This is a genomic window from Azospirillum canadense, from assembly GCF_025961225.1.
Taxonomy (GTDB): Bacteria; Pseudomonadota; Alphaproteobacteria; order Azospirillales; family Azospirillaceae; genus Azospirillum; species Azospirillum canadense.
This window is the reverse complement of sequence record NZ_JAOQNG010000004.1, coordinates 486,951-511,446: the sequence shown is the minus strand read 5'-3', so window position 1 is coordinate 511,446 and position 24,496 is coordinate 486,951. Positions and strand designations below refer to the sequence as shown.

The window sequence follows — 24,496 nt, the reverse complement described above, 5'->3', positions numbered from 1 at the left end:
ATGGCAAGCCTTCCCGCCCAACAGCCCGCCGACACCGCAGTCCCCGTCGCCGGGGCGAGGCCGCGCAGCCGGTCGCCCTTCGCGCTGCTGATGCGCCGCCTGTTCCGCCGACCGCTGGTGGTGGTCGCCTTTATCCTGCTGCTCGCCATCCTGGCCGTGGCGGTGCTGGCGCCCTGGATCGCGCCCTTCAACCCCATGAAGATGGACATCCTGGGCCGGCTGAAGCCGCCGTCGGCCGCCCACTGGTTCGGCACCGACGAGTTCGGGCGCGACGTGCTGTCCCGCATCATGCTGGGCGCGCAGCTGTCGCTGCTGGTCGGCCTGCTGGTCGTGATCGTCGCCACCGTTCTCGGCACGCTGATGGGGCTGGCCGCCGGCTATGTGCGGCGGCTCGACGGGCCGCTGATGCGGGTGACCGACGCGCTGATGGCCTTCCCGGATATCCTGCTGGCCATCGCCTTCATGGCGGCGCTGGGGCCATCGCTCTACAACGTCGTGCTGGCGCTGGGCATCGTCTACACGCCGCGCGTCGCCCGCGTGGTGCGTGCTGCGGCGCTGGTCGTGCGCGAGATGCCCTATGTGGAGGCGGCGACCGCGCTGGGCGCCACCAGCCCGCGCATCGTCTTCCTGCACATCCTGCCCAACCTCGTCTCCCCCATCCTGGTGCAGGCCACCTTCATCTTCGCCTACGCGATCCTGACGGAGGCGGCGCTGTCCTTCCTCGGCGTCGGCGTGCCGCCGACCACGCCCACCTGGGGCAACATGATCGCCGGCGCCCAGCAGTATTTCCAGCAGGCCGACTGGCTGATCCTGTTCCCCGGCTTCGCAATCGTGCTGACCGTGCTGTCGCTCCAGATCGTCGGCGACGGGCTGCGCGACGCGCTCGACCCGCGCCTCCAGAAGGTGACGTGATGTCCATCCTGATCCGGAACGCCCGCATCCTCGACGGCACCGGCGCGCCCTGGTTCCCCGCCGACGTGTGCATCGAGGGCGAGCGCATCGCCGCCGTCGGCCCGAAGCTGAACACCGACGGCGCGGAGGTCGTGGATGCCGCCGGGCGCTACCTCGCCCCCGGCTTCATCGACGCCCACGCGCACGACGACCTGATCTACCTGCGCCAGCCCGGGCGGCCGGAGAAGGTGGCGCAGGGCGTGACCACGGTGGTGGTCGGCAACTGCTCCTTCGGGCTCTACCCGCAGACCCCGGCCAGCGCCGGCGATGTGCGCGACCATTTCGGCAGCCTGCTGGGCACCGTGTCGGCGGACGAGACCTTCGCCGACTTCGCCGCCTATCGCGCATCGCTGGACGGGCGCGGCATCGCCATCAACCTCGTCTCGCTGGTCGGGCACGCGGCGCTACGGCTGGCCGTCATGGGCTGGCAGAACCGCGCCGCCACCCCCGACGAGCGTGAAGCCATGGCGTCCCTGCTGGCGGAGCAGTTCCGCCAAGGCGCGCACGGCCTGTCGCTCGGCCTCGTCTACCCGCCCAGCGCTTGGGCCGACACCGCCGAACTGGTGCGGCTGGCCGAGATGGTGGCGGAGCATGGCGCGCTGCTGACCGCGCATGTCCGCTCCTACGAGGGCGGGCTGATCGCCTCCGTCGACGAGTTCCTCGACCTGCTGAAGGCCGGCGGGGCGAGCGGCCTGCTGTCCCACCTCCAGGCCGCCGGGCGGCCCTATTGGGGCAGCCTGCCGCGCGCGGTGGAGCGGCTGGAGATCGCGCGCCGGGGAGGGGTGGACGTCAGCTTCGACATGTACCCCTACCCGGCCGGGTCCAGCACCATCCTGCAACTGCTTCCCCCGTCGGCGCTCGCCGGCGGCGTGGAGGCCCTGCTGTCCCGCATGGCCGACGTGGACGGCCTCGCCGCCCTGCGCAGCGCGGTTGAGGAAGGCAAGGCCCCCGCCGACCCCGGCTGGGAGTCCAAGATCCGCCTGATTGGCTGGGAGAATGTCCGCATCGGCGGCGTGGGCGAAGACTCCCTCCGCACCCTCGAAGGCCTGTCCCTGGCGGAGATCGCCGAGGCGCGCCGCGAGGCGCCCTTCGACACGCTGGCCTGGCTGGTCGCCGCCGACCGCGGCCGGACCAACATCGTGATGTTCCAGCTGTCGGAGGACGACCTGGAGGTCGCGCTGTCCCACCCGCTGCACATGCTGGGGTCCGACGGGTTGCCGCGCGAAACCGGCAAGCCGCACCCCCGCGCCTTCGGCGCCTTCCCCCGTTATCTCGCCCGCGCGCTGCGCGGCGAGGGTGCCCTGGGGCTGGAGGACACCGTCCGCCACATGACCGCCGTCCCGGCGCAGCGCTTCGGACTGACCGACCGCGGGCTGGTGCGGCCGGGCATGGCGGCCGACCTGACCCTGTTCACCGCCGACGCGAGCGACCGCGCGACCTTCACGGACCCGACGCAACCGCCCCACGGCATCACCGACGTGCTCGTCGCCGGCCGCTTCGTGCTGCGCGACGGCGAACACACCGGCGCGCGTCCCGGCCGGACGCTGGCGCGCGCCTGAACCATCACACTTCATAAAGACGCTTGAGAGGGATCATGACCAACCGGACGCCGATCTTCGCCGAGAAGGGCGCGAAGCCCGCCGGCCAGTACAGCCACGCCATCGTCGCGAACGGCTTCGTCTATGTGTCCGGCCAGGGGCCGCACCACCCGGAAACCGGCGAGAAGCCGGCCGACTTCGCCGGCGAGGTGCGCCAGACGCTGCGCAACCTGGAGATCATCCTGAAGGCCGCCGGCACCGACCTCGCCCATGTGGTGAAGGTGAACAGCTACCTCAGCGACCTCGCGCGCTTCCAGGAATACAACGCCATCTATTCGGAATTTTTCCCCGCCGAGCCGCCGGCCCGCACCACCATCGGCTGCCAGCTGAACAACATCCAGGTGGAGATTGATTGCATCGCGGTGTTGCCGACGAAGTAAGCGCTTTATCCCCTCTCCCCTCTGGGGAGAGGGTTAGGGTGAGGGGGCGCCCTGCAAGGGCGTCCAAGCACTGCAATGAGCGTGCGTTGTCGGCCTTACGGCCGCCCCCTCATCCCAACCTTCTCCCCAGAGGGGAGAAGGAGTTTCTCTCACCCCCGCGTCACGGAGCCGATCCATGCGCGTCGACGATCTCGACACCCCCGTTCCCGTCATCGATCTCGACCGGGTCGAGCACAACCTGGCCAAGATGCAGGCCTACTGCGACAAGCACGGCCTGGCGCTTCGCCCGCACATCAAGACCCACAAGCTCCCCCAGTTCACCCAGCGCCAGATGGAGCTGGGCGCGGTCGGCATCACCTGCCAGAAGATCGGCGAGGCGCTGGTCATGGCGGAGGCCGGCTGCCCGGACATCCTGCTCAGCTACCCCATTGTCGGCGTCGCCAAGGTCGGCCCGCTGGCGGAATTGGCCGGCAAGACGAAGCTCACCGTCGCCATAGACAACCCCGTGGCGCTCGACACGGTCGCGGCAGCCGCGCAACAGGCCGGCGTCGAGATCGGCATCCTCGTGGAGTTCGACAGCGGCGACGGCCGCTGCGGCGTGCAGACGCCGGAGGACGCGCTGACGCTCGCCCGACGCGCCAACGGCAACGGGCTGACCGCCTTCCGCGGCCTGATGACCTACCCGCGCGGTCCCCGCACCGTTCCCTTCGTGGCCGACACGCGCAAGCTGCTCGACGAGGCCGGCATCCCGTTGCAGACCGTGTCGGTCGGCGGCACGCCCGGCTGCTGGGACACGCACGAGCTGCCCGGCGTGACGGAGCTGCGCGTCGGCACCTACATCTACCACGACCGCGCCACCGTCGGCGCCGGGGTGGCGACGCTGGACGAATGCGCGGTGCACGTCGTCGCCACCGTGGTCAGCCGCCCGACCGAGGACCGCGCCGTGCTCGACGCCGGGTCGAAGACGCTCTCAAGCGACCGTGTCGCGCCGTCCGTCGGCGAGGGCTTCGGCCTGATCCTCGACTACCCGGACGCGGTCATCACCCGCGTGAACGAGGAGCACGCGGTGGTCGACCTCTCCGCCTGCGCCAAAAAGCCCGCCATCGGCGAGCGCCTGCGCATCCTGCCCAACCACGTCTGCGTCGTCAGCAACCTGCACGACCGCATGGCGGTCAGCCGGAACGGCGAGGTGATCGGCGAATGGCCGGTCGCCGCCCGCGGCTGCACCCGCTGACACTATAACTAGGGAGTGCCCGCGATGATCGATGGGGCGATGGACGCGGACATCACGCTGGACATCCGCAACCTGGAAACCCACTTCGCCGCCGACCCCGGCGTGTCGAAGGCGGTGGACGGCGTCTCGTTCACGGTGCGCCGGAACGAGACGCTGGCCGTCGTGGGCGAGTCCGGCAGCGGCAAGTCGGTCACCAGCCTGTCGGTGATGCGGCTGATCCCGACCCCGCCCGGCCGCATCGCCGGCGGCGAGATCCTGTTCCGCGGCCGCGACGGCCGGGTGCGCGACCTCGCCCGCCTGTCCGAGAAGGAGATGCGGAGCGTCCGCGGCAACGAGATCGGCATGATCTTCCAGGAGCCGATGACCTCCCTGAACCCCGTCTACAGCGTGGGCGACCAGATCGGGGAGGCGTTGCGCTACCACCAGGGGATGGACCGCAAGGCGGCGCGGGCGGAAGCGCTCGCGCTGCTGAAGAAGGTCGGCATCCCGGCGGCGGAGCGGCGGCTGGACGAGTTCCCGCACCAGATGTCGGGCGGCATGCGCCAGCGCGTGATGATCGCCATGGCGCTGGCCTGCCGCCCCACCCTGCTGATCGCCGACGAGCCAACCACCGCACTGGACGTGACCATCCAGGCGCAGATCCTCGACCTGATGCGGCGTTTGCAGGCGGAGACCGGCACCTCCATCCTGTTCATCACGCACAATCTGGGCGTGGTGGCGGAGATCGCGCACCGGGTCGTCGTCATGTATTCCGGCCGCGTGGTGGAGGAAGGGGATGTCCGCTCCCTCTTCAAAAATCCGCGGCATCCCTACACGCGCGGCCTGCTCGCCTGCATGCCCAACCTCGGCCAGAGCCGCGGCGAGGCCGCCCGGCTGGAGGCCATCCCCGGCAACGTGCCGAGCCCCATGAACCGCCCGAAGGGCTGCACCTTCGCCCCGCGCTGCCCCTGGGCCGAGCCCGCCTGCACCACCGCCGAGCCGGCCCTGGAGCCGGTCAGCCCCGACCACTCCGCCCGCTGCCGCCGCTGGAGGGACCTGCCGTGACGACTCAACCCTTGCTCCAAGTCCGCGGCCTGGAAAAGAAATTCCCGATCCGCGGCGGGCTTCTGCAACGCCCCGTCGGCTGGGTGAAGGCGGTGGACGACCTGTCCTTCGACCTGAACCGGGGGGAGGTGCTGGGGCTGGTCGGCGAGTCCGGCTCCGGCAAGACCACGGCCGGGCGCAGCATCCTGCGGCTGATCGAGCCGACGTCGGGCTCCATCCGCTTCGACGGGGAGGAGGTCACCGGCCTGCCCCCGGCGAAGATGCGGGCTCTGCGCCGGCGCATGCAGATCGTCTTTCAGGATCCTTACGCCAGCCTCGACCCGCGCCAGCGCGTGCGCGACGTGATCGGGGAGGCGCTGACCATCCACAACATCGGCACCAAGGCCGACCGCCGCGACCGCATCGCCGCGCTGCTCCAGAAGGTCGGCCTGACCGCCGACGCCATGGACCGCTTTCCGCACGAGTTCTCCGGCGGCCAGCGCCAGCGCATCGGCATCGCCCGCGCGCTGGCGGTGGAGCCGGACTTCATCGTGGCGGACGAGCCCGTCTCGGCGCTCGACGTGTCGGTGCAGGCGCAGGTGGTCAACCTGTTGGACGATTTGCGGCGCGAACTGGGGCTGGCGGTTCTGTTCATCGCCCACGACCTCGCCGTCGTGCGCTACATCAGCGACCGCGTGGCGGTGATGTATCTCGGCCGCCTGATGGAACTGGCGCCGAGCGACAGCCTCTACGACCGCCCCCGCCACCCCTACACCCGCGCCCTTTTGTCGGCGGCCCCCGAGCCGGACCCGGACGCCCCCAAGCAGCGCATGCTGCTGGAAGGCGACGTGCCGAGCCCGATGAATCCGCCGTCGGGTTGCGTCTTCCGCACCCGCTGCCCGTACGCCCTGCCCGCCTGCGCCGAACCCGCCGCCAGCATCCCGCGCGAGGTGGCGCCGGGCCATGTCGTCTCCTGCATCCGCGACGACGTGATCATGGCGTAGGATAGAGCGCCCAAAGGCCCCACTCCTTCAAACAAGTGGGGCCTTCGACGTCACCGCCCCTCGACAAGGCCGCGCGCGGCGCTTTCGATCGCCTCGGCCTGTGGGACGAAGGCCTGTTCCAGTGGGTAGCTGGCGGGGGCCGGCGCGTCGGGGCCGGTCAGGCGGACCACCGGAGCGCGCAGGCTGCCGAAGGCCTTCTCCGCAACCAGCGCCGCGATCTCCGCGCCCACGCCGCACATGCGGCTGGCTTCGTGCACCACGACGAGGCGCCCGGTCTTGCGGACGGAGCGCAGGATCGTGTCCTCGTCCAGCGGCTTCAGCGTGCGCAGGTCGATCACCTCGGCCTCGATGCCCGCCTCGGCGAGGCGCGCCGCGGCCTGGACGCAGCCGTGCACCGTCTTGGCGTAGGAGACCAGCGTGACGTCGGCGCCCTCGCGCAGGACAGCCGCCTTCCCCAACGGAACGACCGCATCCCCGTCCGGCACCGGCCCGTCGGCGTAGGCGAGGCCGATGTCGGTGAAGAACAGCACCGGATTGTCGTCGCGGATCGCCGCCTTCAGCAGCCCCTTGGCGTCCGCGGGGTTGGAGGGCATGACCACCTTCAGGCCGGGGCTGTGGACGAACCAGGCCTCATTGTTGTGGTTGTGCTGCGCGCCCACGCCCCAGCCGGCGCCGGTCTGCGCCAGCACCACCATGGGGAAGGCGAACTGCCCGCCGGAGATGTAGCGCAGCTTTCCCGCGCTGTTGACGATCTCGTCCATCGCGTAGGTCAGGAAGGGCGCGAACAGCAGGTCGATCACCGGGCGCAAGCCGGTCGCCGCGGCGCCCGCCGCCGTGCCGGCGATGATGCCCTCGGCCAGCGGCGTGTTGCGGACGCGGGGCGCGCCGAATTCCTCGACCAGGGGAAGGCGTTTGGTGGCGACGCCCTCGCCCATCAACAGGACTGTGGGATCGCGGCGCATCTCCTCGGCCAGGGCTGCAGAGACGGCGTCGGTGACGGTCATGGTCGGCATGGGTGCCCTCTCCTCAGGCGTAGACGTCGCGGGTCAGGTCTTCGGCGCCCGGATAGGGGCTCGCCTCGGCGAAGGCGACGGCGCTCTCCATGATGCCGCGCGCCCGCGCCTCGATGGCGTCAGCCTCCCCCATGGAGAGCAACCCGTCCCGTTCCAGCCGGGCGCGCAGCACGGCGATGGGGTCGCGCCCGCGCCACTGCTCCAGCTCACTCGGGTCGACGTAGGACTGGTCGTCCGGCTCGAAATGGCCGCGCAGGCGGTAGGTCCGGGTCTCCAGCAGGAAGGGCTTGCGCGTCCGGCGCACGGCGGCGACGGCCTCCGCCGCGGCGGCCTGCACGGCCTCCACATCGTTGCCGTCCACGCTCTTGCCGTCCATGCCCAGGGCGGCGGCCTGCGGGACGACGCTGTCGGCCAGCGTCGTCTCCTTGCGGTGGACGAAGGCCTGCCACTGGTTGTTCTCGCACACGTAGAGGATCGGCAGGTTCCACAGCGCGGCGAGGTTCAGCGATTCGTGGAAGCGCCCCTCGCAGGCCGCCCCGTCGCCGAAGAAGCAGACGACGATGCCCTCCCCGCCCAAGGTCGCGCGCGACAGCGCCACGCCGGTCGCCAGCGCCAGCTCCCCGCCGACAATGGTGGAGGTCAGCACCACGCCGATCTCCTTCGCCGCGATGTGCAGCGACCCGCTCTTGCCCTTGCAGTAGCCGTCGCGCTTGCCCATCACCTCGGCCATCAGGCGGCCGGGGTCGGCGCCGCGGGCCAGCAGGTGGCCGGCACTGCGGTGGTTGGTCAGGATCAGGTCCTCAGACGACAGGGCGGAGACCACGCCGACGGCCGACGCCTCCTGCCCGACCGACGTGCAGGTCCCGGCCGCCCGCCCCTGGCCGTGCAGCCCGACCAGCGTGTCCTCATAGGCGCGAATCAGCACCATGCGCTCCAGCGCCTGGATGAGCGTGTCGCTTGTCATCGTCCCCTCCTTCAGGCCGCCAGGGCCGGCGTGGCCAGTGCGCGGGTCAGCTTGTCGTGATCGGCCGGCGTCAGCACCGATTGCGCCAACGCCATCATGCCCGCGAACGCCTCCGCCGGGGCCATGGCGCGGATCCCGCCCAGCAGGTCCGCGCGCTCGGCCGGGGTCGCGGAGGCGAGCATCCAGCGCAGCACCAGCATCATCTCATCCGGCGGCTGCGCGGCGACGATGGCCTGCTCGATGGCTTGCAGCTCCTCGTCCCGGTGGGTGCGCCAGAGAACGCCGTTGTTGTGGCTCTCCTCCGCCTCCATGTGGGTGAGGTTCTCGCCGACGAACAGCGCCAGCCGGCGGTAGAGCGCGTGGGCGGCGTCGGCGCGGGCTGGCCCATGGGCGGCCTCGACCGCACCAACGGCCGCGACGAGGGCGGCGAGGTCATGCGCGTGGTGGTCGTGGTCCGACGCGATGTCCGCGGACGAGCCCGGCGCGCGCGCCTCCATCGCCGGGTGGACGAAGCGGTTCTCATGCTCCACATGGCTGCCGCACAGCGCGAGCAGGCTGCGCACGCGGGCCAGGACCGCCACGACATCCCTGTCGTCCCCGGCGTCCATACGGCCCACGGCCGCCAGCGTGTCGACCATGAAGCCCCGCAGGGCCTTGTGAATCAGGCGATACATGTCGTACCGCGACGCCTGCCCGGTCATCCCTCATCCCCCCAATTTGTTTTGTGAACGGGGCGGACGATACGCGGGACGGCCGGCGGACGCTTGCTAAGTCATGGCTCACGAAATGCTAAAAGAATCGTAAGGCGTTGATAACAATACCCTTTGTGATTATGCCATATCCTCCAGGGCGAGCGGCCGTTGCACGACGAGGCGGAACCGCCCGCGCCCGGTCTTCTCGATGCCAAGGAAGGGGCAGCGTTCGGCCAGCCGCCGTTGCAGCAGGATCAGTCGCGCCTCCAGGTTCTCCGCCAAGTCGGGCAGACGGATGTCGGGGGCCAGCCGAAGCTCCCGGTTGGAGAAGTCGGTCCGCCCCTGCCGGACATAATCGCGCGCGAGCTTCCAGAAAATGGCGCCGGCCACACCCTTGATCAGGTAGTCATGGTCGATGAAGACGCTGTCGTCGGCGGCGTAGTGGCGGATGACCGCAGCCGCTCCGTCGGCCGGGACCGAACCGTCCTCCGCCGCCTCCTCGGGCGGGGCGGCCTGTTGCCGGAAGGCCAGGATCATGGCGCCGAGCTGGGCGGCCAGCGTCGCCAGCGCGTCCTCGTCGTCGTAGCAGAAGCGCATCTCCTGCGGGCTTTCCACGAACAGCACGCCGACGAGCTTTGGGCCGGCGAGGATCGGCACGGCGAGCTGGCTGTGCGGTTCGGGAAGGCCGGGAAAAGGGATCTCCGTAACCGGGGCAAGCTCCACGCCCGCGTCGGCCACGCTGGCGCGCACCGCGCGGCTGTAGGCGTAGTCGGTGGTCATGTGGGTAACGCGGATCGGCGTGCGCTCCCGCGCCGCCACCCCGATGACCCCGTCGCCCAACGCGACCTCCGACCCCACGCCGGACACGCTGTAGCCCATGGCGGCGACGGTGTAGAGCCGCCCGGCGCATTCGTCCAGCATCAGCACCAGCGCGTGTTCGATGCCGAAGCCGGCCCGCAGGTCGGCCAGCGCACGGTCCAGAAGCTCCGACAGGTCGGCGCAGGCCAGCATCCCCTCGCAGCTCCGCCGCACCGCCGGCAGCAGGCCGCGCTTGTGGACCGGCGGCGGAAGGGTGGCGCCCGGCACCACCTCGATCCGCTGCACCTCGTACAGGTCGGCGCCCAGCAGGCGATAGACCCCCTGCATGCCGACGTGGGACGCGATGCCGGCCAGCTTGGCCTTCATGCTCTCGAACAACGGGCCGCTGGTCTCGGTGTGCAGGTAGCGCAGGGTCAGCCGGTACTGCGCCGCCGTGGCCGGATCGACCAGCTGCACGGTGGCGGTGGGGTTGGCCAGGATGTTGGCGCGCGTCTTGTTGAAGAACTGGTAGGTCAGCGCCACCCGGCCGCTGTCCACGTAATGCACCTGGGACAGGAAGGAGACGTTCGGCGTCCCGTCCGCGTCGCTGGTGGCGATGGCGGCGGGGATGACGCCTTCCAGGCAGTCGCGGATGGAATCGACGGTCAGTCCATTGCTGCTCGGGGGGCTGGTCATGGCGTGATCACGGTCCCCGCGTTGGGGCCGGGCGTCTGGTCGAAGACACCGGTCGGCGTGAAGGCCACGGCCACGACGTCGGCCGGGTCGTGGTCCATCAGCGTGCGGACCAGCGCCTCCGTGAAGCCGATGTTGACGACATCCGCGGTGAAGGCGTCGATCTTCCGGGCGATGACGTCCCCGGCGTTGGCCGCGCAGTGCACAAGCCGGGCGTCCTGCCCTTTGATCTGCACGGAACGGTGGGTGCTGGGCTTGGAGACGGCCACCGCGATCCGGCCGGTTTCCCCGATGGCCGTCAACAGATCGGCGCAAGGTGCTGCGGCGACATACACCGTGACTGTGCGCCCGTCGGCCGACAGGCGACAGCCGAGCGCGCGGCCAAGCGCCGGCCGGTTGCCGGCATCGCTGGACGACACCAGCACGCTGACGCCCTCCGTTAGGAAGGCGCCGAGCGCCTCGCCCAGAACGACGGCCTGCGGCATTTCCCCCTGCCCCGCCCTGTTTTTCGATCAAAAAGATACCAAAGATAACCGAAAAGCGTCACGCGCAATGTTACGCACACGAACTCCCGCAAAGGGTTGAGCCGGAAAGCGTCTCGGGGGTGATACGCAGCACCCGCGATTCCTCCTGCGCCGCCCCGCTGTGACGAAATTCGGCCTCCCCTCAGAACGCCCGCACCACCCCTACGTGCGCGATGTTGCACCGCTGCATCGGGCAACATTTCGCCGATGCGGCTGATATTTGCCACAAATCGGAATAGAGTTTTAGGCGAATTCGGTAATATCTCATTAACCTTTCCCGGCCAGGGTCGAGCCATCGAAACCGCAAGGGAAAAGACTAATGGCGACGACCTCCACGACCCTGTCCAAGACGAAGATCGTCGTGAATGCCTATGGCAACTCAACCGATGGAATTGCTCCGCACTTTCGTCTGTTGATCGACGGCAAGGACGCTGGGCAGGCCTCGGTGAGTTCGACCGACGCAAAGTCCTACACTTTTGATACTGATGTTGTTGCGGGACAGGCGCACAAGATTCAGATCGTTTACGACAACGACGACATTGCGGCCGGGCAGGACCGCGACCTGGGGATCAAGTCCCTCGTGGTTAACGGGACCACCCTGAACCCGACCTCCGCCACCTACGAGCGGTATGACGACGGCGCCACCACCACGACGATGCCGGGCCAGGAAGGCCTGTGGTGGAACGGTTCGCTGACCTTCTCCACGCCGGGCGACCTCTACGCCGCTTCCACCAGCGGTAGCGCCCCTGCCGTCACCGCCCCCGCCGCCATCCCCGAAGCCGGGAGCGCCGTTTCGGGCAGCACCGGCAGCACGGACGCCGGCAGCGGGAGCAGCGGCTCCTCGACCATCGTGATCAACGCCAAGGGCGTGGCCGCCGGCGGCCAGAACGCGCACTTCACCGTCCTGGCCGATGGCCAGAAGATCGGCGGGGGCACGGTCGGCACCGACGCGCATGACTACACGTTCAAGACCGACCTGGCCGCCGACCAGGCGCACAAGATTCAGATCCAGTACGACAACGACGGCGTCGTGAGCGGCACCGACCGCAACCTGCACGTCGGCAGCGTGACGATCAACGGCCACGCCGTCTCCTCGACCGACAGCTCGGTCAGCTACGACAAGGGCACGCTGGACGGCAACGACGTGGTCAAGGGCCAGTCCGACCTGTGGTGGAACGGCACGCTGCAGGTGAACGCGGACAAGGCCCTGTTCACGTCCGACAGCGGGTCCGGCTCCTCGGGCTCTTCGGGCACCACCACCCCGGCGGCCCCGACCACGCCGACGACGCCGACGACGGGCACTGGCAGCACCGGCAGCGGCACCAGCAACACCGCCACCGGCATCGCCGACGGCTACCTGCACACCGAGGGCAGCCAGATCATCGACAGCGCCGGCAACGCCGTGAAGCTGACCGGCGTCAACTGGTTCGGCGCCGAAGGCTACGCCTTCGCCCCGCAGGGCCTGTGGCAGGACAGCTACCAGCACATCATGGACCAGATGCTGAAGGAGGGTTTCAACACCATCCGCCTGCCCTGGTCCGACGCGATGCTGGACAGCGGCCGCATGCCCACCGGCATTGACTACTCGAAGAACCCCGACCTCCAGGGCAAGACCAGCCTGGAAGTCTTCGACAAGATCATCGACTACGCCGACAAGACCGGCATGAAGATCATCCTCGACCACCACCGCTCCGGCGATGGCGCGTCGGCGAACGAGAACGGGCTCTGGTACACCGACCAGTACCCGGAATCGAAGATGATCGCGAACTGGAAGATGCTGGCCGAGCGCTACGCCGACAACCCGTCGGTCGTCGCCGCCGACCTGCACAACGAGCCGCACGGCCAGGCCACCTGGGGCGACGGCAACCAGGCCACCGACTGGCACGCCGCGGCCGAGCGCATCGGCGACGCCATCCAGACGGTCAACAAGAACTGGCTGATGATCGTCGAGGGTGTGGAGCAGTACAACGGCAACACCTACTGGTGGGGCGGCAACCTCCAGGGCGTGCAGGACCACCCCGTCGACCTGACCGTCGACAACAAGCTGGTCTATTCGGTCCACGACTACCCGCCGTCCATGGCCGGGTTCGGCTGGTTCGGCGACAGCAACTTCCCGAACAACATGGACGACGTGTGGACCAAGAACTGGGGCTACGTCGTGCAGAAGAACATCGCGCCGGTTCTGGTCGGCGAGTTCGGCACGAAGCTGGAGTCCTCGCAGGACCAGCAGTGGCTCAGCTCCATGGTCAAGTACATGGACGGTGACTACAACCTCGACGGCAAGTCCGACCTGGCCGCTGGCCATGAGGGCGTCAGCTGGACCTACTGGGCCTGGAGCCCGGGTTCGGGCGACACCGGCGGCATCATGACCGACGATTGGTCCATCAACCAGTCCAAGATGACCGCGCTCCAGCCGGCTCTCTTCGACGGCGGCACCCACTGACCGCGGGCCTCTCTCCGTCGTTCGCGTCAGCGGATCGCCCGGCACCGGATTTTCCGGTGCCGGGCGGTTCCGTTTTGGCGCCAATTGGACGCTTTGTTCTTGTACATACTGCGGTTATGCCCAACCCGGCCCGCATGGGATGCTGCCATTCCCACAGGCGGCGTGCTAGGGTCGCGACGATCGTGTTTGATAGGGCGGTCGACTTGGCCGCTCAACGCAGGGCACCCGCGTCATGAACCACATCGTCGTTCCGCAGGACCACCCGGAATGCCTGGAGTCCGCCATCTCCGAAAACGTCAACGCGATGTGGGCGATGCTGCGCGCGGAGGCGGAAGCGGTGGTGGCAAAGGAGCCGTGGCTGCGCCCCTTCATCGACACGGCCGTGCTCCTGCACCGGGATTTCCCCTCCGCGCTCGGCAGCCTGCTCGCCCGCAAGTTGGGCGATTCCTACATCTCCGCCGACCAGCTGGCCGACATGGTGCGCCGCGCGGTGGAGGACGCCCCCTGCATCGTGGACGAGGCCTGCGCGGACCTTCAGGCCATCTGCACGCGCGACCCCGCGGCCGACACCTGCCTGACGCCCTTCCTGTACTACAAGGGCTTCCACGCGCTGGAATGGCACCGCGTCGGCCACTGGCTGTGGCGGCACGACCGCCATGACCTCGCCCATTTCCTGCAAAGCCGGGTGTCGGAGGTCTTCGCGGTGGACATCCACCCGGCCGTGCCGGTCGGGCGCGGCGTGTTCATCGACCACGGCACCGGCGTGGTGATCGGCGAGACGGCCGTGGTCGGCAACGATGTGTCGATCCTGCAGGAGGTCACGCTGGGCGGCACCGGCAAGGAGCACGGCGACCGCCACCCGAAGGTGCGCGACGGCGTCCTGTTGTCGGCCGGCGCCAAGATCCTGGGCAACATCGAGATCGGCAGCCGCGCCAAGGTCGGCGCCGGCAGCGTCGTCCTGAAGGACGTGCCGCCCTGCGCCACCGTGGTGGGCGTCCCGGCCCGCATCGTCGGCTGGTGCCGCGATACCATCCCGGCACTCGCCATGGACCAGACGGTGCCGGAGCCCGAGTATCACATCTGACGGGCTTTTACGTCGCCGACAGGATCGGCCGGGTGGCTTCCGACACCGCGGCCTTGCGCACGGGCAGGCTGGCCTGCTGAAGCGCGGCGATCAGGCGGTCGCCGTGCCCTTCGTCCTCCACCTCGATCAGCAGTTCGACCTCCGCGGACTTGACGGAGAAGGCGCCGAACAGGCGCTGGTGCTGGACCTCCACGATGTTACCGCCGCATTCCGCGACGATGCGCGTCACCTGGGCCAGCGCGCCGGGCTGGTCGGCGATGTCCACTTCCAGGTTCAGCAGGCGCCCATCGCGGGCGAAGCCGCGCATTAGCACGTTGGCGAGCGTGCGCGTGTCGATGTTGCCGCCCGACACCATCAGCCCGACGCGCTTGCCGCGGAACCGCTCGGGATGGAACAGCAGGGCGGCGAGGCCGGCGGCGCCCGCCCCCTCCGACACGGTCTTTTCCACCTCGATCAGCATGGCGATGGCGCGCTCGATGGTCACCTCGGGCACCAGCACCACGTCGCAGCCGTGCTGCTTCAGAATGTCCATGGGGCGGTCGCCGACGTCGCGCACGGCGATGCCCTCCGCCACGGTCGGGCCGCCGACCTTGACCGGCTGACCGGCGAGCCGCTGGGCCGCCGCCGGGTAGGTCTCCACCTCCACCCCGATCACCTCCAGGTTCGGGCAGAGCGTCCGCGCCGCCACCGCAGCCCCGGCCGCCAGCCCGCCGCCGCCGACGGGGATGGCCAGGCAATCAAGCTCCGGCATCTCCTCCAGCATCTCCAGGATCGCGGTGCCCTGGCCGGCAATCACCGCGTCGTCGTCGTAGGGATGGACGAAGACCAGCCCCTCCCGCTTGGCGAGTTCATGGGCGAAGGCCGCGGCCTCCGCCAGCGTGTCGCCTTCCAGGATGACCGTGGCGCCGTGATAGCGCGTGCGCTTCACCTTCACGAAGGGGGTGAAGCGCGGCATGACGATGGTCGCGGCGATGCCCAGCTTCTTCGCGTGGTAGGCCACGGCCTGGGCGTGGTTGCCGGCCGACATGGCGATCACGCCGGCCGCCCGCTCCACCTCCGACAGCAGGAGCAAGCGGTTGGCCGCGCCGCGCTCCTTGAAGGAGGCGGTGAACTGAAGGTTCTCCAGCTTGACCCAGACCTCGGCGCCGGTGATCGCCGACAGCGTTTCCGACTTCAGGAACGGCGTGCGGCCGACCCGGCCGGAAATGCGCGCGGCCGCGGCGCGGATGTCGTCGATGGTGACCGGCATGTCTCTTGTTCCCTCGTGTTCCCTACCCCGTCTCGTTGGACGGGGGCGCTACCATAGCGGCGGGGAGGGCGTTCCGTACAGATCCGGTCGCCGATCGGCAAGATGCGTCGCGACCGCGCGCAGCGCCGGGTCGATGTCCACGACCAGGATCTCCTCCCCCTCCCCGGCCCGCGACAGCACCGATCCGTCCGGGCCGGCGACGGTGCTGAGCCCGCAATAGTGCAGGACGCCCTCCCGCCCGCAGCGGTTGGCGTAGGCGACGAAGATCCCGTTCTCGAAGGCGCGGGTCGGGACGACGCCGTTGGCGACGATGGTGTAGGGGTGCATCAGCGCGGTCGGCACCAGCAGCGCGTCCACCCCGGCCAGCGCGTGGCGCCGCACGAGTTCCGGGAACTCCACGTCGTAGCAGATCATCACGCCGACCCGGATCCCGCCGACCTCCGCCACGGCGAAGCTGTCCGTGCCCGGCGTGAAGGAGCCGCGGTCGAGGTCGCCGTAGAGGTGCGCCTTGCGGTGGTTGATCAGCCGCGCCCCGTTCGGCCCGATCAACTGGGCGGCGTTGTAGACCGCCCCGCCCTCGCCCAACTCCGGATAGCCGTAGAGGATGCCGAGGCCGAGGCGGCGGGCGATGCCCGCCACCCGCTGCGCCATCGCGCCGTCCGGCGGCTCGGCCAGCGCGCGCACCGCCTCCGGCCCGAGGTTGTAGCCGGTCAGCCCCATCTCCGGGCCGACCAGCAGCTGGGCGCCCCGCTTCGCCACATCCCCGGCCGCTCGCTCCAGCCGGTCGAGGTTGCGGTCCGGGGCGCCGGGCTCCGCGTCCGCCTGGAACAGGGCCAGCCGCATCGCCCCTTACCCCTTCCGCCGGGCGAGCGCGCCGACCGACAGGCAGAGGATCTCGAACAGCATCTGCGCGCCGGCCTGGGCGGTGTTGGTCGTCGCGTCGTACTGCGGCGCCACCTCCACCACGTCGCCGCCGATGACGTCGATGCCGCTCAGACCGCGCAGGATGGCCAGCGCCTCCCGCGTCGTGACGCCGCCCACCTCCGGCGTGCCGGTGCCGGGGGCGTAGACCGGGTCCAGGCAGTCCACGTCGAAGGAGACGTAGACCGGCCCATCGCCGACCACCTTGCGCGCGGTCGCGATCACGTCCTCGATGCCGCGCTTGGGAATGTCCTCCGCGTGGATGACGGTCATGCCGCTCTCGTAGGAGAACTCCCACAGATACTCGGTGCTGCCGCGGATGCCGATCTGCACCGTGCGCTCCGGATCCAGCACGCCGTCCAGCACCGCTTGGCGGAACGGACCGCCGTGGTGGAACTTGGAGCCCTCATAGGCGCCGCCGGTGTCGCAATGGGCGTCGAAATGCACCATGCCGACCGGCCGCCCGCGGCCCAGCGCCTTCAGGATCGAGTAGGTGATGGAATGGTCGCCGCCGACCGACAAGGGCACGACGCCCGCATCCATGACCTTGTGGTAGAAGGCCTGGATGTCGGCGTGGCAGGTCTCCAGGTTGAAGCGGCTGCTGAGCGGCACATCGCCCACGTCGGCCAGCGTGCAGGCGGCGGACGGTACCATGCGCAGGACATGCTCGTAGGGGCCGATGCGCTCGATGGCGCGCACGGCGCGGGGCCCGAGGCGCGCGCCGGCCCGGTTGGTGACGCCCAGGTCCATCGGCACGCCGACCAGCGCGATGTCCAGCCCGCCGAAAGCGGCGAGGTCTGGCGCATCCGGCCGGTATGGCGCGTCGAGCAGCGTGGAGACGCCGGAGAAGGGCTGCACCCGCTTGCCGCCGGAGAATTGCAGCGCGGCCACGCGCTTGAACTCCGGATCGTGGAAGTCGTCGCCGCCGGAGCCGCTGTACTTGCTGCGCAGATGGTCAAGCTTCTTGGGGTCGATCATGGATCAAATCTCTGTGGGAATGGGTCAGTCGCTCTTGGCCCAGGCGCCGAGCAGGCGCGGCAGGTCGCCGAACCAGGCGATCAGCCCGAAGACCAGGGCGGTCAGCGACACGAACAGCACCGTCACGGCCGCCATGGTCGGCGTGTAGCCGTAACGGAGCGCGTTGAAGATCTTGATGGGCAGCGTCTCCAGCGTGAAGCCGACCACCATGTAGGCGACGATGTACTCGTTCAGCGACAGCACGAAGGCGAAGGCGAAGCCGGAGATGACGTAGGGCCGCACCAGCGGCATCACCACGGTGCGCAGCACCGTCCGGTCGTCCGCCCCCATGGTCGCCGCCGCCTCCACATAGCTGCGATCCACCGCGCCGAAGCCCAGCGACAGGGTGACCAGCGGCAGTGTCACGAAGAACACCGCGTGGCTGACCACCACGGTCCAGGGCGCGCCGTACTCGCCGACCGCCGCCCAGAAGCTGAGAAAGCCCAGCGCGGTGATGACCGGCGGCAGGATGAAGGGCGTCATGCCCAGCACCTCGAACGCCCGCGCCCAGGGGGCGCGCCAGCGCCACAGGAACCACGCCAGCGGGAAGGCGATCAGCACCGCCAGCGCCGCCGACAGCGTCGCCACCACGAGGCTGGCGATCAGCGCGTCGCGCCAGCCCGGATCGGTGAACACCTCCGCGTACCAGGACAGCGAGAAGCCCTGCGGCGGGAAGGTCAGCGACTTCTTGGCGTTCACGGAGACGCCGGCCACCACCATGATCGGTGCGGCGAGCACCAGCGCGATCAGGGAGGCGAGAACCGTGCTCAACTTGCGTGCCAGCATCACGCCGCCTCCTCTTTCCGGCCGGCGAGCAGGGCCAAGCCGACGAGCGCAAGGCTGACCAGCACCAGGAACACCGCCATGGCCGCCGCAAAGGGCATGTTGGCCTGATAGATCGCCTGGTCGGTGATCAGCACCGACAGGGTCCAGTGCTGTGGCTTGCCCAGCAGCTGCGGCAGCAGGTAGGAGCCGAGCGCGAAGACGAAGACCATGATCGTCGTGGCGACGATGGTGTTGCGCTGCCCCGGCACGACCACGGTCAGGAAGGACTTCAGCGGCGAGGCGCCGAGGGTGCGCGCCGCCTCCACCAGGTTCGGGTCGAAGCGGGCGAGCGAGGGGTAGAGCACCAGCACCGTGTAGGGGAAGGCCTGGTAGACCAGCCCCGCCAGCAGCGCGCCGAAGCTGGGGCTGAGCGCCATCGGCTCGCTCATCAGCCCCAGCGCCACGAACAGGTTGGTGATGCCGGCGGTGCGCGACAGCAGCGTCGACCAGGCGAAGCCGATGATGACTTCCGACAGCGACAGGATCGACAGCAGGAAGACCAGCCAGCGGATCTGGTTCACCCGCGGCAGCCGCACCAGCCGGTAGGTGAAGGGAAAGGCGATGCCCACGGACATCGCCGCGACCAGCGCCGCCAGCCCCAGCGAGAAGGACATCACCCCGCCGAAGAAGGTGGTCAGGAACCGTTCGTAGTTCGAAAACACGAAATCCGGCTCGTAGAAGCCGCCCGGCACGCGCCGGAAGACGCTGACCGCGATCATCAGGCTGAAGGGGATGACGAAGAAGACGACGAGCATCAACGCCGGGAACAGGATCGGCGAATGCTCGGCCAGGGTGCGGGGGGCGCGGCGGATCATTGCGGCCTCTCACCCATGGGGGGAAGGACGACGCAGGCGGCCGGCGGGAACTCCACCGACAGCGGGCCGCCGGGCTCCACCGGCGGTCGGTCCTGCGGGCGCGACACGGCGACAATCTCCCGCCCGGCCACGTCGATGCGGAACTCCACGCTGGCGCCGAGGTCACGCATGAAAGACAGCCGGCCGGTCAGGCGGTTCGGGCCGTCATTGCCCGCGGGATGGACGATCACCTCCTCCGGCCGCACCGACAGCAACACGCGGCCGGACGGCGGCAGGTTCGGCAGGTGCAGCTGCCCGCCGGGCACCGCGACAGCACCCGGCGCCGTCACTTCTCCGTCCAGCAGGTTGGTCAGGCCGATGAAGTCGGCGACGAAGGCGTCGGCCGGCTGGCGGTAGACCTCCATCGGCGGGGCAGCCTGGTGGATGCGGCCCTGCGACATGACCACCACGAGGTCGGCCATGGTCATGGCCTCCCGCTGGTCGTGGGTCACGACGATGGTTGTGATGCCGAGCCGCTGCTGAAGCTGCTTCAACTCGATTTGCATGGCCTCGCGCAGCTTGGCGTCGAGCGCCGACAGCGGCTCGTCCAGCAGGAACAGCTTGGGCTTCAGGGCGAGCGCGCGGGCGATGGCGACGCGCTGGCGCTGGCCGCCGGACAGCTTCGACACCGGCCGGTCGGCCACGCCGGGCAGGCGCACCAGCTCCAGCAGTTCTTCAGCACGCTTGCGCTGCTCGGCCTTGTTGGCGCCGCGGATGCGCAGCGGATAGGCGATGTTCTCGCCCGCGGTCAGGTGCGGGAACAGGGCCAGCGACTGGAACACCATGCCGAACTCCCGCAAATGGGCGGGCGCCTCGGTGATGTCCTTGTCGTCAATGACCAGCCGGCCGCCGGAGGGATCCTCCAGCCCCGCGATCATGCGCAGCAGCGTCGTCTTCCCACAGCCCGACGGGCCGAGCAGGCAGACGAACTGGCCGTGCGGAATCCGTAAGCTGGCGCCGTGCACCGCGACCACGGAACCGTAACGCTTGGTGAGACCGTCGAGGACAAGTGCGGACATGGGCGGGCTTTTTGTGTGTCTTTGAATTTGCGGGACGTCGTTCCCTCTCCCCTCTGGGGAGAGGGTTAGGGTGAGGGGGCGCCCGAAGGGCGTCCAAGCACTGCAATGAGCCAGCGTTTCCGGCCTGCGGCCGCCCCCTCATCCCAAACCCTTCTCCCCAGGGGGGAGAAGGGCTCTACATCACCCCACGATCATCTCGGTCCACTTCTGGTTCAGCCAGTCGGACTTGGCCTGATACAGGTCGTAGCGCGGGATGATCGGCGGGATGTCGGAGGACACCGCCGCGAACTCCTTGTCCGTCAGGTCGGTCAGCTTGCGGTCGATGGTCGGGGCGGTGCCGACCTTGCGCGACAGCAGGGCCTGGACCTGGGGCTGGCACATGTAGTCCACGAAGACGTGCGCCAGATCGCCGGCCTTGGAGGCGCGGGAGATCGCCCAGCTGCCGCTGTCGTTGATGCCGCCTTCCTTCGGGAAGGTGGAGCGCACCGGGTTGCCGTCGGCGGCGGCGAGGCCGGTGACGTCGTGGTAATACTGGCCCATGGGGATCTCGCCGGACTTCAGCGCGGCTTCGAACTGCGCTTCGTCGCGGTACCAGAGCTTCACGTTGTTCTTCAGCTCCGCCAGCTTCTTGAAGCAGTCGAGCTGGCCCTGCTCCGTGTCCAGGTGCTTGGTGCCGCCGAAGAAGGTCGCGGCCGTGACCTCCAGCAGGAAGCTGTTGCTGACCAGAGCCAGCAGGCCGAGCTTGTCCTTGTTCGCCGGATCCCACAGCGCGGCCCAGCTGTCCGGGGCCTGCGGGTAGGCCTTGGTGTTGGTGACCAGCGTGATGTACCAGGACACCGCGCCGATGCCGCTGACCTTGCCGTCCGGATACTTGTTGATCAGGTGCGGCATGACCTTCGCCGCGTTCGGCAGCTTGGACATGTCGTAGGGGGCCCACAGCTCCGCCGACATGCCCTTCAGCATGGCGACCTGCGACATCATGGAGACGTCGGCCGGGGCCTGGCGCGCGCGGGCCGCCTGCTCCAACTGGACCAGCCAAGCCTCGCCCGTCGGTTCGGCCACCGGCTCCACCGTGATGCCGGACGCCTTGCTGAAATCCGGGAAGATGTGCTTTTCGAACGACTCTTTGAAATAGCCGCCATAGACGCCGACCTTCAGCGTCTTCGACTGGGCGCGGACGATGTTCGGGAAGCCGATCGCCGCCACCGCGGCCACCGTGCCCGCCCCCGCCAGCACGGCGCGCCGGCTGACGCCATGATTGCCCTTGTTCCCAGACAGTCCCTGCTTACCCGTCGTCTCGTTCATGGATTTGACCTTTCCTTGCGGACGAGCTTTCTGGCCGTCCTTGTGGACGGGCGTTCTGTTCGCGAGTCCAATTTTGTGGACTCTCATCATTAGACGGCGGCGGCGGTTCCTGGAAAATGCAAAAGTGTTGTATCTTACTTCGACGCTGGTCGAAGTAAGGCGCCCGCGCACCGCCCGATCTAGCGCAAACCCTTGGAGATCCTGGACCGCCATGGCGATCCCGCAGTTGGAAACCGTTGATCTGCGCCTGCTGCGCATATTCATGACGATCGTGGAGGCAGGCGGCTTCACTGCGGCGCAAAGCGAACTGAACCTCTCCCTTTCCACCATCTCGACGCATTTCGCGGATTTGGAAACGCGACTCGGGCTGCGCCTGTGCCGGCGCGGACGGTCCGGGTTCCAGCTCACCACCGAAGGGCAGGCGGTCTATGACGAGCTGCGCCGCGTGTTCGACACGCTGGATCGCTTCCGCGCGCGGGTGCGGGGCCTGCGCGAACGGCTGACCGGCACGCTGACGCTCGGGCTGGTGGACAACACGCTGACCGACCCGCGGGCGCCGCTGGAGCGGGTCTTCGCCCGTTTTTCCGAAGCGGCGCCGGAGGTGTCGCTGGCCATCGCCGTGCGCCCGCCGAACGAGCTTCTGCGTGACGTCATCGGCGGCCAACTCCAGGTGGCCATCTCCAGCTTCCCGCGCATCGTACCCAGCCTGTCCTATGAGGATCTCTACCAGGAAACGAACCACTTCTACTGCGCCGCGGGCCATTCCCTGTTCACCGCGCCGGAGGAGTCCATCGACCTGGACGAGGTGCGGCGCTACCGGCTGGTGTCGCGCGTCTATTGGGGCTTCCGCGACATGAAGGTGTTCGCGATCACGACGCCCAAGGCGACGGTCAGCGACATCGAGGGGGCAGCGCGCCTGATCCTGTCCGGCGCCTACCTCGGCTACCTGCCCGACCATTTCGCCGCGTCTTATGTGAAGGCCGGGCGGCTGCGCGTGATCCTGCCGACGCTGCTGTCCTACCAGGCGCCCTTCCAGGTCGCCTTCGACGCCAACCGCTCCCGCAGCCCGGTGGTGGAACTGTTCGTCAACCTCGTGAAGGAGGAGATGACCGCGCCAGAGTTCCGCAAGGCGTAGGAACTGCCCACCGATTGGTCAGCTGCGCCGCCTTTCGCGCCAGTTCCGGGCCGTGCATCGCCGTGACACGCTACCCGCTGCGGTGGCATGGGCCGTGCAGCGACGGTTCCCGCCGACCAGCGCGGAGGGAGTGCCGGACATGACCACCAAAATCCACCCGGCCAAGATTCATTCAGTGGACGAGATGCTGCCGCTGCCGCGGCTCCTGGCCTTGGGGCTGCAGCACGTGATGGTGATGTACGCCGGCGCCATCGCCGTGCCGCTGATCATCGGCGGTGCGCTGAAGCTGCCGAAGGATCAGGTGGCCCTGCTGATCAACGCCGACCTCTTCGCCTGCGGGGTCGTCACGCTGATCCAGGCGCTGGGCGTCTGGAAGTTCGGCATCCGGTTGCCCGTGATGATGGGCGTCACCTTCGCCGCGGTGGGGCCAATGGTCGCCATGGCCGGGAACCCGGAGCTTGGGCTGCTCGGCATCTACGGCGCGGTGATCGGGGCGGGCGTCTTCGCGACGCTGGTCGCCCCGCTGGTCGGCCGTCTGCTTCCCCTGTTTCCGCCGGTGGTGACGGGCAGCGTCATCACCATCATCGGCATCTCATTGATGCGGGTCGGGGTCACCTGGGCCGGCGGCGGGGCGGGCAATCCGAATTTCGGCGACCCGGCCTATCTCGGCATCGCGCTGTTCGTGCTGGCGGTCATCTTGCTGGTGACCAAATACGCCAAGGGCTTCTGGGCCAACATCTCCGTCCTGCTGGGCATACTGGCGGGCTTCGCGCTGACGGTGGCGCTGGGCATGGCGAGCTTCGACGGCGTCGGACATGCGAAGTGGGTGGACGCCGTCTATCCCTTCCAGTTCGGCCTGCCGCGGTTCGAGTTCTGGTCGATCCTGACGATGTCGCTGGTGATGATCGTGGTCATGATCGAATCCACCGGCATGTTCCTGGCGGTGGGGGAGATGGTAGGCCGCCCCGTCAGCCGGGAGGATCTGACCCGCGGCCTGCGCACCGACGGGCTCGGCACGCTGATCGGCGGCCTGTTCAACACCTTCCCCTACACCTCCTTCTCGCAGAATGTCGGGCTGGTCGGGATCACCGGGGTGCGGTCCCGCTGGGTCTGCGTGGCCGGCGGCGGCATCCTTGTGGTGCTGGGGCTGGTGCCGAAGATGGCGCACGTCGTCGCCTCCATTCCGCCCTATGTGCTGGGCGGCGCCGGGCTGGTGATGTTCGGCATGGTGGCGGCCACGGGGATCAAAATCCTGTCGAAGGTCGATTACGCCGCCAACCGCGGCAACCTGTACGTTGTCGCCATCAGCATCGGCACGGGCATGGTGCCGCTGGTCGCCGACAAGATCTTCCAGAAGATGCCGCCCTTCCTGTCGCCCCTGCTGCACAGCGGCATCCTGCTGGGCACCATCGCGGCAGTGCTGCTGAACCTTTACTTTAATGGCCTGCAGGCATCGCAGGGCGCAGAGGAGTTCGTCACCGCCGCCAAGACGGCGGAAGTGTAGCCCGGCCCGATCCGGCCCTACCCAATCTTGCATCGACAAGACGTCGGATGCCGCATTGCCGACAAGAACAGACCTGCTCTCAACTGGCGTAGGGATCTCCGCCGGTCGTCCGACGTTTTGACAGTATACCTCTTCTGAAAAAACTTTGCCGGAACGTGGAGCGGCGCATTTGTTCCGTCGTGGCATTTCCGCCACCAACACATCAATCCACGGGCCAATCCACGGGATGCATCGGCTCACGCGAATTTCCGCGTCGAGCATCACGC

At 68.8% G+C, this 24,496-nt stretch carries 22 protein-coding genes; 10 read left to right on the top strand and 12 right to left on the bottom strand.

Annotation, left to right across the window (positions count from 1 at the left end):
* From M2351_RS23925 to M2351_RS23900, 6 genes are all read left to right on the top strand, one after another.
* Positions 1-912 (top strand): ABC transporter permease, encoded by a 912-nt coding sequence (locus tag M2351_RS23925; protein ID WP_264658557.1) that lies wholly within the window; start codon positions 1-3, stop codon positions 910-912.
* Positions 912-2,510, top strand: coding sequence for an N-acyl-D-amino-acid deacylase family protein (locus M2351_RS23920; RefSeq protein WP_264658556.1), 1,599 nt, complete (start codon positions 912-914; stop codon positions 2,508-2,510). Before M2351_RS23925 ends, M2351_RS23920 begins: the two co-directional genes overlap by 1 nt.
* A gap of 35 nt (positions 2,511-2,545) precedes the next feature.
* Positions 2,546-2,929, top strand: coding sequence for a RidA family protein (locus M2351_RS23915; RefSeq protein ID WP_209771588.1), 384 nt, complete (start codon positions 2,546-2,548; stop codon positions 2,927-2,929).
* A 175-nt stretch (positions 2,930-3,104) separates the two neighbouring features.
* Entirely contained in the window at positions 3,105-4,163 is a 1,059-nt protein-coding gene (locus tag M2351_RS23910) for a D-TA family PLP-dependent enzyme (RefSeq protein WP_264658555.1), read from the top strand.
* Between the two features lie 39 nt (positions 4,164-4,202).
* Positions 4,203-5,207, top strand: a complete 1,005-nt coding sequence (locus M2351_RS23905) for an ABC transporter ATP-binding protein (RefSeq protein WP_264658701.1) — start codon at positions 4,203-4,205, stop codon at positions 5,205-5,207.
* Positions 5,204-6,190 (top strand): ABC transporter ATP-binding protein, encoded by a 987-nt coding sequence (locus tag M2351_RS23900; protein ID WP_264658554.1) that lies wholly within the window; start codon positions 5,204-5,206, stop codon positions 6,188-6,190. The genes M2351_RS23905 and M2351_RS23900 overlap by 4 nt, the downstream gene beginning before the upstream one ends.
* 50 nt (positions 6,191-6,240) lie before the next feature.
* On the opposite strand, the gene M2351_RS23895 is transcribed toward M2351_RS23900, so the two are convergent.
* The 5 genes from M2351_RS23895 to M2351_RS23875 all read right to left on the bottom strand — a co-directional run bounded on the left by M2351_RS23895 (position 6,241) and on the right by M2351_RS23875 (position 10,835).
* Positions 6,241-7,203 carry an alpha-ketoacid dehydrogenase subunit beta gene (locus M2351_RS23895; protein WP_264658553.1) on the bottom strand — a complete coding sequence of 321 codons (963 nt, stop codon included), beginning with the start codon at positions 7,201-7,203 and terminating at the stop codon, positions 6,241-6,243.
* Between the two features lie 13 nt (positions 7,204-7,216).
* Positions 7,217-8,167, bottom strand: coding sequence for a thiamine pyrophosphate-dependent dehydrogenase E1 component subunit alpha (locus tag M2351_RS23890; RefSeq protein ID WP_264658552.1), 951 nt, complete (start codon positions 8,165-8,167; stop codon positions 7,217-7,219).
* Between the two features lie 11 nt (positions 8,168-8,178).
* A complete protein-coding gene (locus M2351_RS23885; RefSeq protein ID WP_264658551.1) occupies positions 8,179-8,868 on the bottom strand; it encodes a hemerythrin domain-containing protein in 690 nt (229 codons plus the stop codon).
* Between the two features lie 129 nt (positions 8,869-8,997).
* On the bottom strand, positions 8,998-10,353 hold the full coding sequence (locus M2351_RS23880) for a GAF domain-containing protein (RefSeq protein ID WP_264658550.1): 1,356 nt from the start codon (positions 10,351-10,353) through the stop codon (positions 8,998-9,000).
* Positions 10,350-10,835 carry a hypothetical protein gene (locus M2351_RS23875; RefSeq protein ID WP_264658549.1) on the bottom strand — a complete coding sequence of 162 codons (486 nt, stop codon included), beginning with the start codon at positions 10,833-10,835 and terminating at the stop codon, positions 10,350-10,352. The genes M2351_RS23880 and M2351_RS23875 overlap by 4 nt, the downstream gene beginning before the upstream one ends.
* Before the next feature lie 358 nt (positions 10,836-11,193).
* Here M2351_RS23875 and M2351_RS23870 point away from each other — a divergent pair, with 358 nt between their 5' ends.
* Positions 11,194-13,317, top strand: a complete 2,124-nt coding sequence (locus M2351_RS23870) for a cellulase family glycosylhydrolase (RefSeq protein ID WP_264658548.1) — start codon at positions 11,194-11,196, stop codon at positions 13,315-13,317.
* 304 nt (positions 13,318-13,621) lie between these two features.
* Entirely contained in the window at positions 13,622-14,401 is a 780-nt protein-coding gene (gene cysE, locus M2351_RS23865) for a serine O-acetyltransferase (RefSeq protein ID WP_406567434.1), read from the top strand.
* Positions 14,402-14,408: 7 nt separating this feature from the next.
* Here cysE and M2351_RS23860 read toward each other — a convergent pair whose 3' ends face one another.
* The 7 genes from M2351_RS23860 to M2351_RS23830 all read right to left on the bottom strand — a co-directional run bounded on the left by M2351_RS23860 (position 14,409) and on the right by M2351_RS23830 (position 21,591).
* Positions 14,409-15,650 carry a threonine ammonia-lyase gene (locus M2351_RS23860; protein WP_264658546.1) on the bottom strand — a complete coding sequence of 414 codons (1,242 nt, stop codon included), beginning with the start codon at positions 15,648-15,650 and terminating at the stop codon, positions 14,409-14,411.
* Positions 15,651-15,698: 48 nt separating this feature from the next.
* Positions 15,699-16,493, bottom strand: a complete 795-nt coding sequence (locus tag M2351_RS23855; RefSeq protein WP_264658545.1) for a carbon-nitrogen hydrolase family protein — start codon at positions 16,491-16,493, stop codon at positions 15,699-15,701.
* 6 nt (positions 16,494-16,499) lie between these two features.
* Positions 16,500-17,549: an agmatinase gene (gene speB, locus M2351_RS23850; RefSeq protein WP_264658544.1), complete on the bottom strand. Its 1,050-nt coding sequence runs from the start codon at positions 17,547-17,549 to the stop codon at positions 16,500-16,502.
* A gap of 24 nt (positions 17,550-17,573) precedes the next feature.
* Positions 17,574-18,374, bottom strand: a complete 801-nt coding sequence (locus tag M2351_RS23845; protein ID WP_264658543.1) for an ABC transporter permease — start codon at positions 18,372-18,374, stop codon at positions 17,574-17,576.
* Positions 18,374-19,228 (bottom strand): ABC transporter permease, encoded by an 855-nt coding sequence (locus tag M2351_RS23840; RefSeq protein WP_264658542.1) that lies wholly within the window; start codon positions 19,226-19,228, stop codon positions 18,374-18,376. The genes M2351_RS23845 and M2351_RS23840 overlap by 1 nt, the downstream gene beginning before the upstream one ends.
* Entirely contained in the window at positions 19,225-20,286 is a 1,062-nt protein-coding gene (locus tag M2351_RS23835; RefSeq protein ID WP_264658541.1) for an ABC transporter ATP-binding protein, read from the bottom strand. The genes M2351_RS23840 and M2351_RS23835 overlap by 4 nt, the downstream gene beginning before the upstream one ends.
* A gap of 180 nt (positions 20,287-20,466) precedes the next feature.
* Positions 20,467-21,591 carry an ABC transporter substrate-binding protein gene (locus M2351_RS23830; RefSeq protein ID WP_264658540.1) on the bottom strand — a complete coding sequence of 375 codons (1,125 nt, stop codon included), beginning with the start codon at positions 21,589-21,591 and terminating at the stop codon, positions 20,467-20,469.
* A gap of 211 nt (positions 21,592-21,802) precedes the next feature.
* On the opposite strand from M2351_RS23830, the gene M2351_RS23825 reads away from it, so the two are divergent.
* Together M2351_RS23825 and M2351_RS23820 are read left to right on the top strand one after the other, a co-directional pair.
* On the top strand, positions 21,803-22,726 hold the full coding sequence (locus M2351_RS23825; protein ID WP_264658539.1) for a LysR family transcriptional regulator: 924 nt from the start codon (positions 21,803-21,805) through the stop codon (positions 22,724-22,726).
* A 139-nt stretch (positions 22,727-22,865) separates the two neighbouring features.
* Positions 22,866-24,230 carry a nucleobase:cation symporter-2 family protein gene (locus M2351_RS23820; protein ID WP_264658538.1) on the top strand — a complete coding sequence of 455 codons (1,365 nt, stop codon included), beginning with the start codon at positions 22,866-22,868 and terminating at the stop codon, positions 24,228-24,230.
* Positions 24,231-24,496: the final 266 nt, after the last annotated feature.

Coding starts and splice junctions, on each gene's coding strand:
- M2351_RS23910 (WP_264658555.1), top strand. CDS start 3,105: ATGCGCGTCGACGATCTCGACACCCCCGTTCCCGTCATCGATCTCGAC.
- M2351_RS23895 (WP_264658553.1), bottom strand. CDS start 7,203: ATGCCGACCATGACCGTCACCGACGCCGTCTCTGCAGCCCTGGCCGAG.
- M2351_RS23880 (WP_264658550.1), bottom strand. CDS start 10,353: ATGACCAGCCCCCCGAGCAGCAATGGACTGACCGTCGATTCCATCCGC.
- M2351_RS23845 (WP_264658543.1), bottom strand. CDS start 18,374: ATGCTGGCACGCAAGTTGAGCACGGTTCTCGCCTCCCTGATCGCGCTG.
- M2351_RS23890 (WP_264658552.1), bottom strand. CDS start 8,167: ATGACAAGCGACACGCTCATCCAGGCGCTGGAGCGCATGGTGCTGATT.
- M2351_RS23835 (WP_264658541.1), bottom strand. CDS start 20,286: ATGTCCGCACTTGTCCTCGACGGTCTCACCAAGCGTTACGGTTCCGTG.
- M2351_RS23860 (WP_264658546.1), bottom strand. CDS start 15,650: ATGCCGGTCACCATCGACGACATCCGCGCCGCGGCCGCGCGCATTTCC.
- M2351_RS23820 (WP_264658538.1), top strand. CDS start 22,866: ATGACCACCAAAATCCACCCGGCCAAGATTCATTCAGTGGACGAGATG.
- speB (WP_264658544.1), bottom strand. CDS start 17,549: ATGATCGACCCCAAGAAGCTTGACCATCTGCGCAGCAAGTACAGCGGC.
- M2351_RS23925 (WP_264658557.1), top strand. CDS start 1: ATGGCAAGCCTTCCCGCCCAACAGCCCGCCGACACCGCAGTCCCCGTC.
- M2351_RS23885 (WP_264658551.1), bottom strand. CDS start 8,868: ATGACCGGGCAGGCGTCGCGGTACGACATGTATCGCCTGATTCACAAG.
- M2351_RS23825 (WP_264658539.1), top strand. CDS start 21,803: ATGGCGATCCCGCAGTTGGAAACCGTTGATCTGCGCCTGCTGCGCATA.
- M2351_RS23905 (WP_264658701.1), top strand. CDS start 4,203: ATGGACGCGGACATCACGCTGGACATCCGCAACCTGGAAACCCACTTC.
- M2351_RS23920 (WP_264658556.1), top strand. CDS start 912: ATGTCCATCCTGATCCGGAACGCCCGCATCCTCGACGGCACCGGCGCG.
- M2351_RS23915 (WP_209771588.1), top strand. CDS start 2,546: ATGACCAACCGGACGCCGATCTTCGCCGAGAAGGGCGCGAAGCCCGCC.
- cysE (WP_406567434.1), top strand. CDS start 13,622: ATGTGGGCGATGCTGCGCGCGGAGGCGGAAGCGGTGGTGGCAAAGGAG.
- M2351_RS23855 (WP_264658545.1), bottom strand. CDS start 16,493: ATGCGGCTGGCCCTGTTCCAGGCGGACGCGGAGCCCGGCGCCCCGGAC.
- M2351_RS23840 (WP_264658542.1), bottom strand. CDS start 19,228: ATGATCCGCCGCGCCCCCCGCACCCTGGCCGAGCATTCGCCGATCCTG.
- M2351_RS23875 (WP_264658549.1), bottom strand. CDS start 10,835: ATGCCGCAGGCCGTCGTTCTGGGCGAGGCGCTCGGCGCCTTCCTAACG.
- M2351_RS23830 (WP_264658540.1), bottom strand. CDS start 21,591: ATGAACGAGACGACGGGTAAGCAGGGACTGTCTGGGAACAAGGGCAAT.
- M2351_RS23870 (WP_264658548.1), top strand. CDS start 11,194: ATGGCGACGACCTCCACGACCCTGTCCAAGACGAAGATCGTCGTGAAT.